Source organism: Variovorax sp. 54, from assembly GCF_002754375.1.
Classification (GTDB): Bacteria; Pseudomonadota; Gammaproteobacteria; order Burkholderiales; family Burkholderiaceae_C; genus Variovorax.
On sequence record NZ_PEFF01000001.1, the window covers coordinates 4252248 to 4267230 of the forward strand.

A 14983-nucleotide genomic window follows, 5' to 3' on the forward strand; every position below is an offset into this window, starting at 1 on the left:
GGGACGTGCGATCTGTGTCGGATCGTGCCGGGGCGCCTGCGTCGCGCAGCGCCAGCGGCATGGTCGGCGTGCCGGGCACGCCGCGCATCATGCAAACGGATGATGCGCCCGCGTTGCGGTCTCCGCTAGCGTTTGCGCCGCCGGGGGCTCAGCCCTTCACCAGCTCCGCGCAGACCGCCGGGTTCCAGTGGAAGCTGCGTGCCTTGTAGTCGGTGTCGAAGATCACCTTGTAGCGGCAGCTCGTGGCGCCGCCGCCCGAGCGGAAGTGGAAGACGTAGTCCCACTCGCGCACGGCCGCCATGCCTTCGTCGAAGTGCGGGCGGCCGATGAGGGCGTAGAGCTGGTCCTTGGTGGCGCCGGGGCCGATGGCGCGCAGGTTCTCGCGGTTCGGAAAGCTGCCTTCGGTCTGCCAGGCCTGCTGCTGGTCGGCACCGGGCCAGACGAGTTCGGTGGCCTTGCCGTCGCTGTCGATGCCGCGGCTCACGTACGAGGTGCAGCCGGTGAGCGTCAGCACGGTCAACAGCGTGGCGATGGGGAAGAAGGTGCGGGTCATGAGAGAAGAAGTCCTGTGGCCTGGATCGATGGCGGTTCTGTGGCTCATGCAACTCACCACTGGAAGCCCGCACCAGCCGAGACGCCGACGTTGCCGCGCGAGTTGGCCGAACCGGTGAACTTCATCACCCACTTGCCGTTGTCCGAGATGCTCGAGAAGCCCAGCGCGACGGCGCTCTGGCCTTCGTAGCCGGCCACGCCGGCCGCGAGCATGTTCTTGCCCGGCATGTAGGCCTGCGGCATGCCCGCCATGGCCATCGCACCGGCCGTGCCGGCGTTGGCGTCGCGCTGGTTCAGACGGATCGCGTCGCGCCATTGCGCACTCTGTGCGTTCAGCTGGTTGACGTTGACCGCATCCGTGCCGGCCACGCCGGGCGCCACGTTGGACACGGTGGTGCCGTTCGGCGCCTGCCCGTTGCCCAGCACGATCTGGTTGTGGTTCACGCTGCCGTCCACGTTGGTGACGTAGTTGACCGCGCCGGACTGCACCGCCTGCAGCTGCCGCACATTGACCGCGTCGGTCGCCTGCGTGCCGCCCGCGACGTTGCTGATCTGCCGTTCGCCGCCCGCGCTGCCGACCGAGACCGCACCCTGCGTCGAGCCCACGGCGATGTTCGAGAAGCGTTCCTTCTGGCCGCTCATGCCTGCACGGTCGGCGACAGCGCCGGCGCCCAGCGCCACGCCGTTGACGGTGCTGGCGGTCGCGCCGGTGCCGATCGCTACGGCTGACGCCGCCGACGCCGTGCTCTGGCGACCCATCGCTACGGCCGATTCGGCGTTCGCGGTGGCGCGGTCGCCCACGGCAACGGAGCTGTCGGCCAGTGCCTGCGTGTTCGCGCCCAGCGCGGCGGCGTTGATGCCGTCGGCAATCGCCTTGTCGCCGGCCGCGAGGCTGCTCTTCTTGCGCGCCTGCGTGTTGGCGCCGAGCGCGGTGGAATTGATGTCGCTCGCGGTGGCGCGGTCGCCTGCCGCGAGGCTGCTGGTGGCCACCGCGGTGGTGTTGGCGCCGATGGCCGTGGCGTTGGTGCCGAAGGCTTGGGCCACGTTGCCGACGGCCGTGCTGCTGACGCCCGCGGCCACGGTGGTGGAGCCGATGGCGGTGGCGTAGGTTTCGGTCGCGCGCGCGTCGGAGCCCGCGGCCACGCTGCCGAAGCCGGTGGCCTTGGCAGACGTGCCGCCGAGCAGCAGGGCCTCGCCGCCGAGGTTGCCGCTCACCATGCCCTGCAAGGCCGCGGCATCGGGGCCGCCGTTCACGGGGTCGGTCGGCACGCCGGTGATGAGCGCGAAGCCGCCGCTGCCGTTGGGCACCTGGCAGGCCCACGTGGGACCGGCGCCGCCCGAGCTGCATACCGCGCCCGAGCCGGTCGTGTAGCTGGCGCCGCCCAGGCTCACATCGGCCCAGGCCGCCGGACCTGCGAGGCCGGCGGCCACTGCGAGCACGGCGCCCGCGATGCCCCTGGTTTTCTTCTTGTTGACGCGTGCGACGCGCGCACCGCCCCCCACGTGCTGGATGACGTGTTCCATGGTTCTCTGCTCCCTGATGAACGAACGCGCCGCGAGCGGCGCACCTGATGTGTGACGCTGCGACTGTATGAATCGGAGGGCGCGAGAACCTAGGACCTAATTCACAATTAATGTGAACGACCCGCAAGCAATTGTTGCTTCCGCACAGGCATTCACACTTCCCTCAGGAGATCGCATGAAACCCCAGCCCATCGAGCACGCCGCCGCTTCCGACGAGGTCCGCGCGGTGTTCGACGACATCAAGGCGTCGCGCCACGTGCCCGACGTCAACAACTTCTGGAAGTACCTGGCCAACGACCCGGCCACGCTGAAGCGCACCTGGGCCAGCCTCAAGGAGGTGATGGCACCGGGCGCGCTCGACCCGGTGGTGAAGGAAATGATCTACCTCGCGGTGAGCGTCACCAACAACTGCGGCTACTGCATCGCGAGCCACCACGCGGGCGCGGAAAAGGCCGGCATGACGCCGGCCATGTTCGCCGAGCTGATGGCCGTGGTCGGCATGGCGAACGAGACCAATCGGCTGGTCAACGGCTATCGCGTGCCGATCGATCCAGCGTTCGACAAATAAGCCCCTTCACCCGATCGTCATCAGGCTCGCGTTCCCGCCCGCCGCGGCGGTGTTGACGCTCAGCGCGCGCTCCAGCACCAGGCTTTCGAGCGGGATGCCGGTGTCGCCGGGCGCGAAGCCGCGCACGCCGACGATGGGGCCGGGCCGCGCCGCCACCTGTTGCAACACGGTGGCGAGGTGGCCTGCGTCGCCGTGGTGCAGCACGGCATCGAACACCACGGTGGGCGCGCGCCAGTCGTTGGCGAGCACGACCGCGTGGCGCGCCTCGTCGGGCAGCGCAGCCAGCAGTGCGTGTGCGCCGGGCGCATCGGCGGGCCAGATGGCGGTGCTGCCGACCGAGAGCACCGCCGCGAGTTGCACGAGCCGGTCGGCTTCCGCATCGGCAAGGCACAGCACGGCCTCGCGCGGCTGCAGCGTGTAGACGTTGCGCTCGCCGGTCGGGCCGGCCAGCGTGCGCGCGCAGCCCACGGGCGCGAGGCCGGCGAAGCGGCGGCACTGCGCGGCGAGTGCGTCGCGGCCTGTGTCGCGCGCCCAGCCTTCGAGTGCCGCGAGGCCGCTGGCAGGTGCAACGGGTGGGTCTTCGGCCACGGCGCGCACGAGCACATCGTCGGGCCGTGCCGACAGCAGGCGCGCCATGTACAGCGGCCCGCCGGCCTTCGGCCCCGTGCCCGACAGCCCCTCGCCGCCGAAAGGCTGCACGCCCACCACCGCGCCGACCATGTTGCGGTTCACGTAGACATTGCCGGCCTGCGCCTGCGCCACCACCTGCGCGATGGTCTCGTCGATGCGCGTGTGCACGCCCAGCGTGAGGCCGTAGCCGCTGCCGTTGATCTGGCCGATGAGCGCGCCGAGGTCGCGGCGGCGGTAGCGCAGCAGGTGCAGCACGGGGCCGAACACCTCGCGCTGCAGCTCGCCCAGGTGCTCGAGTTCGACCAGCGTGGGCAGCACGAAGGTGCCGTGGCGCATGTCGTGGCCGAACTCGCGGCCCTGGCGGAACACGCGGCGTCCGCGCCCGCGCATGCCGGCGATGTGGCGCTCGATGCCGTCGCGCGCCTCGTCGTCGATGACGGGGCCCACGTCGACGGCGAGCCGCGCGGGGTTGCCGATGCAGCTCTCGGCCATCGCGCCTTGCAGCATCGCGACGAGGCGGTCGGCCGCTTCTTCCTGCACGCACAGCACGCGCAGCGCCGAGCAGCGCTGGCCGGCGCTGTCGAAGGCCGAGGCCATCACGTCGGCCACCACCTGCTCCACGAGTGCGGACGAGTCGACGATCATCGCGTTCTGTCCGCCGGTCTCGGCGATCAAGGGCACCGGCGCACCCTGCGCACCGAGGCGCATCGACAGCGTCTTCTGCAGCAGGCGCGCGACCTCGGTCGAGCCCGTGAACATCACGCCCTGCACGCGCGCGTCGCCGACCAGCGCGGCGCCGACGGTTTCGCCGCGGCCCGGCAGCAGCTGCACCGCCGCGCGCGGCACGCCGGCCTCCCACAGCACGCGCACCGCTTCGGCGGCGACCAGCGGCGTCTGCTCGGCCGGCTTGGCCAGTACCGGGTTGCCGGCCGCGAGCGCGGCGGCCACCTGGCCGGTGAAGATCGCGAGCGGAAAGTTCCACGGGCTGATGCACACCACCGGCCCGAGCGGGCGGTGCGTGGCGTTGGCGAAGTCGGTGCGCGCCTGCGCCGCGTAGTAGCGCAGGAAGTCGACCGCTTCGCGCACCTCGGCGATGGCGTTGGCGCCGCTCTTGCCGGCCTCGCGCATCAACAGGCCGAGCAGGCGCGGCTGCTGCGCTTCGAGCGATGCGGCGGCGCGGTCGAGGGCCGCGGCGCGATCGGCGGGCGGTGTGGCAGCCCATGCGGCAGCGATGCCTTCGGCCTGTGCGATGGCCGAGGCCACGTCGCCCGGCACCGCGTCCTGCACCTGCCCGACGAGGTCGCGGCGGTCGGCGGGGTTGCGCACGTCGGCCCAGGTGCGGGCGGCTTCGTCTTCGGCGCGTGGCGCAGCGAGCATCGGCGTGGCGCGCCAGGGTTCTGTCGCGCTGGCCTGCAATGTGGCGGCGAGCGCATGCAGCGTGTTTTCGCTCGCGAGGTCGAGGCCTTGCGAGTTGGCGCGCTGCGCACCGTAGAGCGCGGCCGGCAGCGGAATGGCCGCGTGCGGCAGGCCCATCGCGCCTTCCTCTGCAGCCATGCGTTCGACCGTCGCGACCGGGTCTTCCACCAGCGTGTCGAGCGGAATCGACGCATCGGCGATGCGGTTCACGAACGAGGTGTTCGCGCCGTTCTCCAGCAGCCGCCGCACCAGGTAGGCCAGCAGCGTCTCGTGCGTGCCCACCGGCGCGTAGATGCGGCAGGGCCGGCCGAGCGGGCCCACCACCTGCTCGTACAGCGGCTCGCCCATGCCGTGCAGGCATTGAAATTCGTACTGACCCGGCGTGTAGCGCGACGGGTCGGCCATCGTGTAGATCGCGGCCAGCGTGTGGGCGTTGTGCGTGGCGAACTGCGGGTACACCGCATCGGGCGCGTCGAGCAGGCGGCGCGCGCACGCGAGGTACGACACGTCGGTGTAGGCCTTGCGCGTGTAGACCGGGTAGCCCGCCAGGCCGTCGAGCTGCGCGCGCTTGATCTCGCTGTCCCAGTAGGCGCCCTTCACGAGGCGCACCATGAGCCGGTGGCCGCTGCGGCGCGCGAGGTCGATCACCCAGTCGATCACGAAGGGGCAGCGCTTCTGGTAACCCTGCACCACGAAGCCGATGCCCTGCCAGCCTGCCAGCGCGGGCTCGAAGCACAGGCGCTCCAGCAGGTCGAGCGAGAGCTCGAGCCGGTCGGCTTCTTCGGCGTCGATGTTCAGGCCGATGTCGTAATGCAGCGCCAGCAACGCCAGGTCGCGCAGCACCGGGTACAGCTCGGCCATCACGCGCGTGTACTGCGCGCGGCTGTAGCGTGGGTGCAGCGCCGACAGCTTGATCGAGATGCCCGGCCCGCCGTACACGCCGCGCCCGTTCGAGGCACGGCCGATGGCGTGGATCGCGCCTTCGTACGCGGCGCGGTAGCGGCGCGCGTCGTCGGCCGTGAGCGCGGCCTCGCCGAGCATGTCGTACGAATAGCGAAAGCCCTGCGCCTCGAGCGTGCGCGCATGCGCCAGCGCCTGGCCGATGGTTTCGCCGGTGACGAACTGCTCGCCCATCATGCGCATCGCCATGTCGACGCCCTTGCGGATCAGCGGCTCGCCGCCCTTGCCGATCAGCCGTGTGAGCGTGGCCGACAGGCCCGTCTCGCTGTGCGTGGCCACCAGCTTGCCCGTGAGCAGCAGGCCCCAGGTCGCGGCGTTGACGAACACCGACGGGCTGCGGCCCGCGTGCGCCTGCCACTGGCCCTGCGCGATCTTGTCGCGGATGAGCGCGTCGCGCGTGTCGGCATCGGGAATGCGCAGCAGCGCCTCGGCCAGGCACATCAGCGCCACGCCTTCCTGCGACGAGAGCGCGTACTCCTGCAGCAGGCCCTGCACGAGGCCGGAGCGACCGCCGCCGTTCTTGCGTTGGCGCAGCTGGTGAGCGATGCGATGGGCGAGGGCGTGGGCTTCGGCGGCCTGGGCGGCGGGCAGCCGGGCCTGGTCGAGCAGCGGCTGCAGCGCCTCGGCTTCGGGCGGCCGGCAGGCGGCGGTGATGCGGGTGCGCAGCGCGGACGGCGCGGCGGGGCCGTCCGCGAAAGTGGCGAAACGCGAGGGCAGGGGGGCGGGATCGTTGGCGCTCATGGTGCGTCAGTGGTGGTGATGTGTTGGATGATTTCAGCGATTGGCATGAATATTTCTCCAAAGAACAGTCACTTCGACGAACAAGTCTCCGATAGCCGCGACGACACGCTTTCATCCAGGGGTTGACCGGATTTCTATTTAATTGGATATTTCATCTAATATGAAAGAAGAATCCGCTTCGACCCCCAGCCTCAACGATCGCATCGCCCAGCGCGTGCGCGCACTGCGCGCCGCACGCGATCTCTCGCTCGATACCTTGGCCACGCACTGCGGCGTCAGCCGCTCGATGATCTCTCTGATCGAGCGCGGCGAGAGCAGTCCGACGGCCGTGCTGCTCGAAAAACTCGCGACCGGCCTCGGCGTGCCGCTGGCCTCGCTGTTCGAGCCCGACGCGCCCACGGCCAGCCCGGTGTCGCGCCGTGCCGACCAGCTCGAATGGCGCGATCCGCATTCGGGCTACCTGCGCCGCAACGTCTCGGCCGGCGGCGACGCCTCGCCGATCCAGATCGTCGAGGTGCTGTTTCCGCCCGGCGCGCGCGTGGCCTACGAAACCGGCGCGCGCGAGCCGCGCATCCACCAGCAGGTGTGGGTGCTCGAAGGCTGCATCGAACTCGCGGTGGGCGATCAGCAGTACCGGCTCGACGCCGGCGACTGCCTGGCGCTCGTGCTCGACCAGCCCACGAGTTACTACAACCCCACCCGCGAGACGGCGCGCTACGCGGTCGTCATCACCAGCGCGCCATCCCACTCCAACCGGAAATGACCATGACTGCTGCCACCACCACCCCGCGCCTGCGCGCCCTGTCGACCGTCAGCGAGGCCGAGCTGAACGCGCTGGCCGACGTGCTCATCGACTGCGTCGAAGGCGGCGCCTCGGTGAGCTTCATGCAGCCGCTCACGCCCGAGCGCGCACGGGCCTTCTGGCGCCACGTGGCCGACGGCGTGGCGCGCGGCGAGCGCGAGCTGCTCGTGGCCGAGGACGACGAAGGCATCGTCGGCACCGTGCAGCTGGTGCTGGCCCAGCCCGAGAACCAGCCGCACCGCGGCGAGGTCGCGAAGATGCTGGTGCACCGCCGCGCACGCCGGCTCGGACTGGGCGCGCTGCTGATGAAGGGCGCCGAACAGCGCGCGCGCGACCACGGCAAGACCTTGCTGGTGCTCGACACCTCCAGCCCCGAGGCCGAGCGGCTGTACACCCGCTGCGGCTGGCAGCGCGTGGGCACGATCCCCGGCTACGCGCTGCTGCCCGACGGCACGCCGTGCGGCACCACCTACTTCTACCGCGCGCTCGGCGACTGACGGCCATGCGGTCTACAGTCGGCCAGCCCTTTCATTTCTCATCGCCATGAAACACCCCTTCGCCGAACTGATCGACCTGCACTGCGAGCAAGCCACCGCAGGCGCCAGCACCATGACGCTGGTCGTCGCGCCGCAGCACCTGAACCCGCATGAAGTGGTGCACGGCGCCGTGCTCTACGCGCTGGCCGACACGGGCATGGGCACGGCGCTGTACCCCACGCTCGAGGCGGGCGAGATCTGCGCCACCATCGAGATCAAGATGAACTACTTCAAGCCCGTGTTCGAGGGCCGGGTCGTCTGCAAGACCACGCTGCTCAACCGCGGGCGCACCGTCGCCAACCTGGAGTCGCGGCTGTACGTGGGCGACGTGCTCGTGGGGCATGCGAACGGCAACTACGCGATCTTCCGGCGCAGCCGCGCCGAAGGCTGAGCACGGCGGGGCCCGACGCCGCCCCCGGATTTCCGCAGTGGCAGGCAGCGCCGCGGCCTGTCATCATTCGCGGCGCATGACTCACCAAGAAGCTCCCGTCCCCCTCGCCGATCTGTTGAACCGCGCCAGGCAGGCCCTGGCCACCCCGGACGGGGCGCTGCCCCCGGCCGCGCCCGCCACCGACGAGGCCGGCTGCGTGGTGTTCCTCGCGATGGGCGAGGGCGAGAGCCGCGCCCGCGTCGTCATGGGCCGCGGCCCCGACACCGAGGCCGCGTGGCAGGCCGCCGCCGAGGCGCTGGCCGCGAAGGCCAAGCGCGCCGAGCGGCCCGCGCAGCGGCTGCGCGCGGAGATCGTCGAGCGGGTCACGCCGATGACCTGGGGCGAACTGAAGGCGCGGCTGGTGCAGACCAAGCGCAACTACTTCAACGAAGGCATCGCGTTCGAGGCGCGCTTCGAGACCGCGCTGCTCGCACAAGAGATGCACGGCAGCGCCGTGCTCTACAACGGCACGCTGGACCATGCCGACCCCAACAGCGGCAACCTGCGCACGCACGCCCAGCGCCGCTTCGGCGCCGAGCACGACTTTCCCACCGACGACGCCACGCCCGTGTGGTGCTTCACCACGCGCGCCGTGTACGTCGATGCCGAGGGCGCCTGGCCGCTCACGGCCGAAGGGCAGGCCGCGGGCTTTCGCACGCTCACCGACTGGAACGCGAAACAGGTGCGCGCGCTGGTCGACTCGGCGAGCGACTACCTGGCCGAGCAGGTCAAGCCCACGGGCGAGTTCCATTACGGCTGGTTCCCGTGCTTCGACCGCGCGATTCCCACCTACAACACGCTGCGCCACGCCAGCTCCACCTACGCAATGCTCGAAGGCTGGGAGCTCACGCGCAGCGACACGCAGAAGTCCGCCATCGACCGTGCGCTGGCCTTCCTGAGCCAGCGGCTGATCCGCCGCGCCACGCTGGCTGACGGCACGCAGGCCGCGTTCCTGGTGGACATGGGCAACGAGATCAAGCTCGGCGGCAACGCCGTGTGCCTGCTGGCCTTCGTGAAGTACACCGAACTGACCGGCGATGCGCAGTACCAGCCGCTCATGGAGCAGCTCGCGCTGGGCATCCGCTCCATGCAGGACGCGCAGACCGGCCGCTTCGTGCACGTGCTCAACCACCCGGGGCTCGACGTGAAGGAGCCGTACCGCATCATTTATTACGACGGTGAAGCGGCCTTCGGCTTGATGCGGCTGTACGGCCTCACGCGCGATGCGCGCTGGCTCGCGGTGGTCGAAAAAGCCTTCGAGCACTTCATCGCGGCGGGCCATTGGCGCGCGCATGACCACTGGCTGAGCTACTGCGTCAACGAACTCACGCGCGTCAAGCCCGAAACGCGCTACTACCAGTTCGGCCTGCAGAACATGGCCGGCCACCTGGACTTCGTGCTGGAGCGCATCACCACCTTCCCCACGCTGCTCGAGCTGATGATGGCCGCGCGCGAGATGGTGCTGCGGCTCGAAGCCGACCCGGCGCTGCGCCCGCTGCTCGCGGGGCTCGATCGCCACAAGTTCGACCGCGCGCTGGAGCACCGCGCGCGCTACCTCGCCAACGGCCATTTCTGGCCCGAGCTGGCGATGTTCTTTCGCCACCCCGACCGCATCGCGGGCTCGTTCTTCATCAAGCACCACAGCTTCCGCGTGCGCATCGACGACGTGGAGCACTACCTGTCGGGCTACGTGGCCTACCACCGGCTGCTCGAAGCGCGCGAGGCGCAGCAAAAGAGCGCGCAGCTCTCGCAGGCCGCCACCGAACCGGCCGCGCCGCGCGGCCTCGAGGGCACCGTGTTGTGGGGCGGCGACGTCAACCTGGGCCGCCGCCAGCACTACCGCATGCACGAGTTGGGCGGCCCGGCCCGGATGCTCGGCGACATCCCCGCGCTGCGCGAGGTGGACCTGCGCATCGTGAATCTCGAATGCGTGGTTGCCACCACGGGCGAGCAGGGCGTCGAGAAGGACGAGGGTGGCCCTTACTACTACCGCGCGCGGCCCGAGATGCTGTCGGTGCTGACCGAAGCCGGCATCGACATGGTCGCCACGGCCAACAACCACAGCGGCGACTACGGCCCCGAGGCGTTGCTGGAGCAGCACGGGCTGCTGAACGCCGCCGCCATCGCGTTCGCCGGCACCGGGCCCGACCTCGATTCGGCGCTGCGCCCCGCCTTCCGTCAGGCCGGTGGGCTGCGCGTGGCGCTGTTCTCGCTCGACGCCACGCAGCCGCGCTTTGCGGCCACCGCGCAGCGCCCCGGCGCGGCCTGGCTGTCGCTCGACGACCCCGCCGCCTGGCGCGCCACGCTCGCGCCGCGCATCGCTGCCGCGCGCCATGAGGCCGACGTGGTGCTGGTGGCCGTGCACTGGGGCGAGAACCTGGAGACCGCGCCTTCGCGCGCCGAGATCGCCGTCGGCCATGCCATCGTCGAGGCCGGTGCCGATGCGGTGCTCGGCACCTCGGCCCACGTGCTGCAGGGCATCGAGGTCTACCAGGGCCGGCCGATCCTGCACGACGCGGGCGACCTGCTGTTCGACGCGATCCGCAACGACCTCGCGGACTCCGGTGTGTTCTCGCTGCGCCTCGGGCCGCATGGCGTCGAGGAGGTGGTGTTCACGCCGGTGGGCGTGGGCTTCGGTTTCTCGCAGCAGCTCGCGGGCGAGGCGGCGCAGGCCGCGAGCGCGCGCTTTGCCGAACTGTGCCGCGCGCTCGGCACCGAGACGACGGCGCGGCCTGATGGACGCTGCGCGCTGCAGCTGTCGCCACCCGAACGCACCGCGCCGGCCGGCCGCCCACCGCTGGCGCCGCTGTCGGCGTCGCGCCCGCCCGCGCTCGTCGGCCCCGTGCTCGCGCCCCGGCCCGAATGGTCGGTCGATGCGGTGCCGGCCGATGCGCAGATGCGCCCGATCGAGATCGGCCCGCTGCGCCTCGTGGGCATCCGCTGCGCGCCGACGCAGATCGTCGGGCGTCGGCTGCTGTGGGTCGAATCGTTCTGGACCGTCGATGCGCCCGTGGACGCCGACCTGCGCGTGCAGTTCCGCGCGCTGCCGATGCGCAGCACCACCATGCCGCCGTGGGGCGAGGCCATGGACCACGACCCCTGCGACTGGATGTGGCCCACCAGCCGCTGGACGCCGGGGCGCATCTACCGCGACCGCTACGGCCTGCGCGCACCGCGCCCGGGCCTGCTCGAGAACGACGTGCTGCAGATCGAGGTGCGCGTGCGAGGCACGTTGCCCGACCTGCCGGGCGCGCGCCGCCTGCCCGTGTGGTGCGGCCTGCGCGTGCCGAAGTTTCCGACGCCGCTGTCCGAGCGCCCCGCGCCCGTGCTCGCGGCGCTGCGCCCCGGTGCGCCGCCGCAGGCGCCGCCCGTGTGGACCGCCGATGAGCTGCAGCGCGTCACCGGCGGACAGTGGCTGGTGCCGCCGCCGCCGGACTGGTTCGTGAACGCGGTGGTGCGCGGACCGGCGCACATGGCGCAGCTGCCGGCGCCGGCGCTGTTCATCGCGTCGGACTACCGCACGCTCGCCAGGCACGAAAACTACAGCAAGCCGCGCGCCGACAACCCCGACCGCCACGACGACCTGCCCGCGCTGCAGCGCGGGCTGGCGGGCGCCGTGGTGGCGCACCCGGTGGCGGGGCTCGCCCCGTCCTTCCCGCTGCTGCAGGTAGACGACCCGATCCGCGCCATGATCGACCTGGGCGTGGCCGCGCGTGCGCGCTTCCAGGGCCGCGTGGTGGGCGTCACCGGCACGGTCGGCAAGTCGTCCACCATCGCCATGGTGCGCGACCTGCTGCCCGAGGCCGCGCGCGTGCACACCACCATCGACAACTACAACTCGCGCGTCGGCGTGCCGGCCATGCTGGCCAACCTCGCGGCCGACGCCGACGTGTGCGTGCTCGAGATGGCGCAGAGTTCGCTGTGGATGGACCGCGGCCCGATCTCGCTCGTGGCGCGCCCGCACGTGGCCATCCTCACCGAGATCGGCCTGTCGCAGACCCGCCAGGCCGCCACGCTCGAACAGACGGCCGAGTTCAAGTCGCGCATCTTCCTGGGGCTGGAGCCTGGCGGCGTGGCCATCGTGCCCGACCACATTCCCTGCCTGGCGCAGGTGGTGCGGGCCGCGGCGCGCACGGCGGGCGCCATCTGGGTCGTGGGCAGCGGGCCCGACGCCAACGTCCGCATCGTCGACACCCGGCCCGAACCCGACGGTGGCTGCCGCGTGCGCATTGCGTTGCCGGGGCGCACGGTCGAGTACCTGTTCCCGATCGCGAGCGCCGGGCTGGTGCGCAATTCGTCGCTGGCCTTTGCCGCGCTGCTGGCCATGGGCTTCGACGCCGAGGCCGCGTGCGCGCGCATGCCTTTCGTTCGCCTGCCGTCTTCGGTGATGCAGGTGCGCGCGCTGCGCACGCAGGGCGGCGTGCAGGCCACGCTGATCGACGACAGCTGGAACGCCGAGGTCATGTCGATGCGCAACGCGATGGAGTTCGTGCGCACCTACCAGCGTGCCACGCACGGGCCGGTGACGCGCAAGATCGGCGTGCTCGGCCGCATCATCAACCTCGACAAGGAAGCCGAGGCGATGCACCGCAGCCTCGCTGCACCGGTGCTCGCGTCGGGCATCCAGCACCTCGTGACGCACGGCGCCGAGATGCGCTGGCTGCGCGAGGAGGTGCCGGCCGAGCTGCTCGGCCCGCACTTCGAAGACGCCGCGCAACTCACCGGCTACCTCGGCGAGTTCCTGCGCGACGGCGACCTGGTGCTGGTGAAGGGCGACCGCCAGCAGTCGGACTTCGGTCTCGTTTCCGAGCTGCTGCAGAAGCTATGAGCCCGCGCGCGCGCCTGGCCTGTGTGCTCCTCGCGCTCATGCAGACGGCCTGCGCGCAGCGTGCCGATCCGCCGAAGGCCGCATCGCCGCGCGAGCCGGCCGCTTCCGCCTCAGCCGAGGGCGCACTGCTGCACTGGAACCAGCCCGCCGTGCGCGCCAACTGCCCCGACCGCCCCGGCTTCCTCTGGGTGCAGGCGGTCGAGGGGCCGTCGTGCATCCGCTACTTCGCGAGCCGCGACATCGACGACGCGCGCATCGCCATCGTGCAGTTCTCGGGCGACCGCGACAGCGTGATGAACCAGTCGCCCACGCGCATCCCCGGCAACACCGAACCGTTGCGCACGCTCGACGCGCAGGCCGCGAGCGACCGCGCCGGCATGCCGTGGATCTTCATGGCGCGGCCCGGCACCTACGGCTCGTCGGGCGACCACCGCCGGCGGCGCGAGGCGGTGGAGTTCCATGCGCTCGATGCGGCGCTCGAGGCGCTGATGCAGCGCCACCGGCTGCAGCGCGTGGTGATCGTCGGCCACAGCGGCGGCGCCACGGCCGGCGCCGCGCTGCTCACGCTCGGGCGCACGCGCGTGGCCTGCGCGGTGCTCACCTCAGGCGCGTTCGACCTGCTGGAGCGCGCGCGCCTGCTCGGCCGCTCGAAGGACGGCCGCACCGACACCACGGGCAGCGCGCAGGTCTACGACCCGCTGGACCATGTGGCGGGCATTCCGCGCGACCCGCAGCGGCGCATCGTGCTGATCGGCAACCCTGACGACCGCAACACGCCGTTCGCGCTGCAGCAGCGCTTTGCCGATGCGGTGCGCAAGGCGGGCCACCGCGTCGAGGTGATGACGTACGCGGCCGAGCCACCGACCTTCCACGACCTCAAAGACCGCATCGGCCTGCGCACCGCCTCGCAGTGCGCGCGCGAGGCACTGCAGTCGCAAGCCCGATGAGCACCTCTCTCACTTCACGCCCCTTCGGCCTCATGCCCGACGGCCGCCCTGTCACCGAATACACGCTCGACAACGGCCACGGTCTGCGCCTGAGCGCCATCAACCTCGGCGGGATCGTCACCGCGCTGCACGTGCCCGACCGGCAGGGGCGCAGCGCGAACGTGGTGCTGGGTTTGCCGTCGCTCGATGACTACCTGAAGCCGCATCCGCACTTCGGCACCATCGTCGGGCGGTATGCCAACCGCATCGCGGCGGGCCGCTTCACGCTCGACGGCACTGCTCATCAGCTGGGCCTGAACGATGGCCCGAACACGCTGCACGGCGGCGCCACGGGGTTCGGCAAACGCTACTGGGAGATCGCGCCGGTGCCGGATGAGCTCGCCCTCGAACTGCGCTACACCAGTGCCGACGGCGAAGAGGGCTACCCCGGCGAGGTGCAGCTGACGGTGCGCTACACGCTGAGTGCCACGGCCAACACCTGGCGCATCGACTACCGCGCCACCACCGACCGGCCCACGGTGCTCAACCTGAGCCACCACGACTACTTCAACCTCGCGGGATCGGGGGCGGTGATGGACCATGTGCTGACGCTTCCCGCGAGCCGCTACTGCCCGGTGGATGCCACGCTGATTCCGCTCGGGCTGGGCGAGGTGGCGGGCACGCCTTTCGATTTCCGCACGCCGACGCGCATCGGCGAGCGCATCCGCGAAGGGCACGCGCAGCTGCTGCGTGCGCACGGCTACGACCACAACTGGGTGCTCGATCGCAGCGGTAACGGGCTTGCACTGGCCGCCCGCCTCGCCCACGAAGCCTCGGGCCGCGTGATGGACGTGCACACCACCGAGCCCGGCGTGCAGTTCTATTCGGGCAACTTCCTCGACGGCAGCCTGCTCGGCAGCGCGGGTGCGAGCCTGCGCCAGGGCGACGGCCTGTGCCTGGAGACGCAGCACTTTCCCGATGCGCCGAACCAGCCGGCGTTTCCGTCGACCGTGCTGCGTCCCGGCGAGGTGTTCGCCAGCACGACCGAGCACCGCTTCAGCGTTTGCTGA

10 protein-coding genes are annotated in these 14983 nt (G+C 71.2%); 7 read left to right on the top strand and 3 right to left on the bottom strand.

Going from position 1 to position 14983, the window contains the following annotated elements; genetic code table 11:
* Positions 1 to 148 precede the first annotated feature (148 nt).
* Both CLU95_RS19675 and CLU95_RS19680 read right to left on the bottom strand, forming a co-directional pair.
* Positions 149 to 553, bottom strand: a complete 405-nt coding sequence (locus CLU95_RS19675) for an outer membrane protein assembly factor BamE (protein ID WP_099795156.1) — start codon at positions 551 to 553, stop codon at positions 149 to 151.
* A 53-nt stretch (positions 554 to 606) separates the two neighbouring features.
* Entirely contained in the window at positions 607 to 2076 is a 1470-nt protein-coding gene (locus tag CLU95_RS19680; protein WP_099795157.1) for a YadA family autotransporter adhesin, read from the bottom strand.
* A 175-nt stretch (positions 2077 to 2251) separates the two neighbouring features.
* On the opposite strand from CLU95_RS19680, the gene CLU95_RS19685 reads away from it, so the two are divergent.
* Positions 2252 to 2644, top strand: coding sequence for a carboxymuconolactone decarboxylase family protein (locus CLU95_RS19685; RefSeq protein ID WP_099795158.1), 393 nt, complete (start codon positions 2252 to 2254; stop codon positions 2642 to 2644).
* 6 nt (positions 2645 to 2650) lie between these two features.
* Here CLU95_RS19685 and putA read toward each other — a convergent pair whose 3' ends face one another.
* Positions 2651 to 6391, bottom strand: coding sequence for a trifunctional transcriptional regulator/proline dehydrogenase/L-glutamate gamma-semialdehyde dehydrogenase (putA, locus tag CLU95_RS19690; RefSeq protein WP_099795159.1), 3741 nt, complete (start codon positions 6389 to 6391; stop codon positions 2651 to 2653).
* Between the two features lie 160 nt (positions 6392 to 6551).
* Here putA and CLU95_RS19695 point away from each other — a divergent pair, with 160 nt between their 5' ends.
* The 6 genes from CLU95_RS19695 (at position 6552) to CLU95_RS19720 (ending at position 14983) form a co-directional block, all read left to right on the top strand.
* Positions 6552 to 7154: a helix-turn-helix domain-containing protein gene (locus CLU95_RS19695; RefSeq protein ID WP_099795160.1), complete on the top strand. Its 603-nt coding sequence runs from the start codon at positions 6552 to 6554 to the stop codon at positions 7152 to 7154.
* The gene (locus CLU95_RS19700; RefSeq protein WP_099795161.1) at positions 7151 to 7690 is read left to right on the top strand and encodes a GNAT family N-acetyltransferase; all 540 of its coding nucleotides are present in this window, start codon (positions 7151 to 7153) and stop codon (positions 7688 to 7690) included. Before CLU95_RS19695 ends, CLU95_RS19700 begins: the two co-directional genes overlap by 4 nt.
* A 46-nt stretch (positions 7691 to 7736) precedes the next feature.
* A complete protein-coding gene (locus CLU95_RS19705) occupies positions 7737 to 8120 on the top strand; it encodes a PaaI family thioesterase (protein WP_099795162.1) in 384 nt (127 codons plus the stop codon).
* A 76-nt stretch (positions 8121 to 8196) separates the two neighbouring features.
* Positions 8197 to 12987 (top strand): CapA family protein, encoded by a 4791-nt coding sequence (locus CLU95_RS19710; RefSeq protein WP_099795163.1) that lies wholly within the window; start codon positions 8197 to 8199, stop codon positions 12985 to 12987.
* Positions 12984 to 13934, top strand: a complete 951-nt coding sequence (locus CLU95_RS19715) for an alpha/beta hydrolase family protein (protein WP_099795164.1) — start codon at positions 12984 to 12986, stop codon at positions 13932 to 13934. Before CLU95_RS19710 ends, CLU95_RS19715 begins: the two co-directional genes overlap by 4 nt.
* Positions 13931 to 14983, top strand: coding sequence for an aldose epimerase family protein (locus tag CLU95_RS19720; protein ID WP_099795165.1), 1053 nt, complete (start codon positions 13931 to 13933; stop codon positions 14981 to 14983). Before CLU95_RS19715 ends, CLU95_RS19720 begins: the two co-directional genes overlap by 4 nt.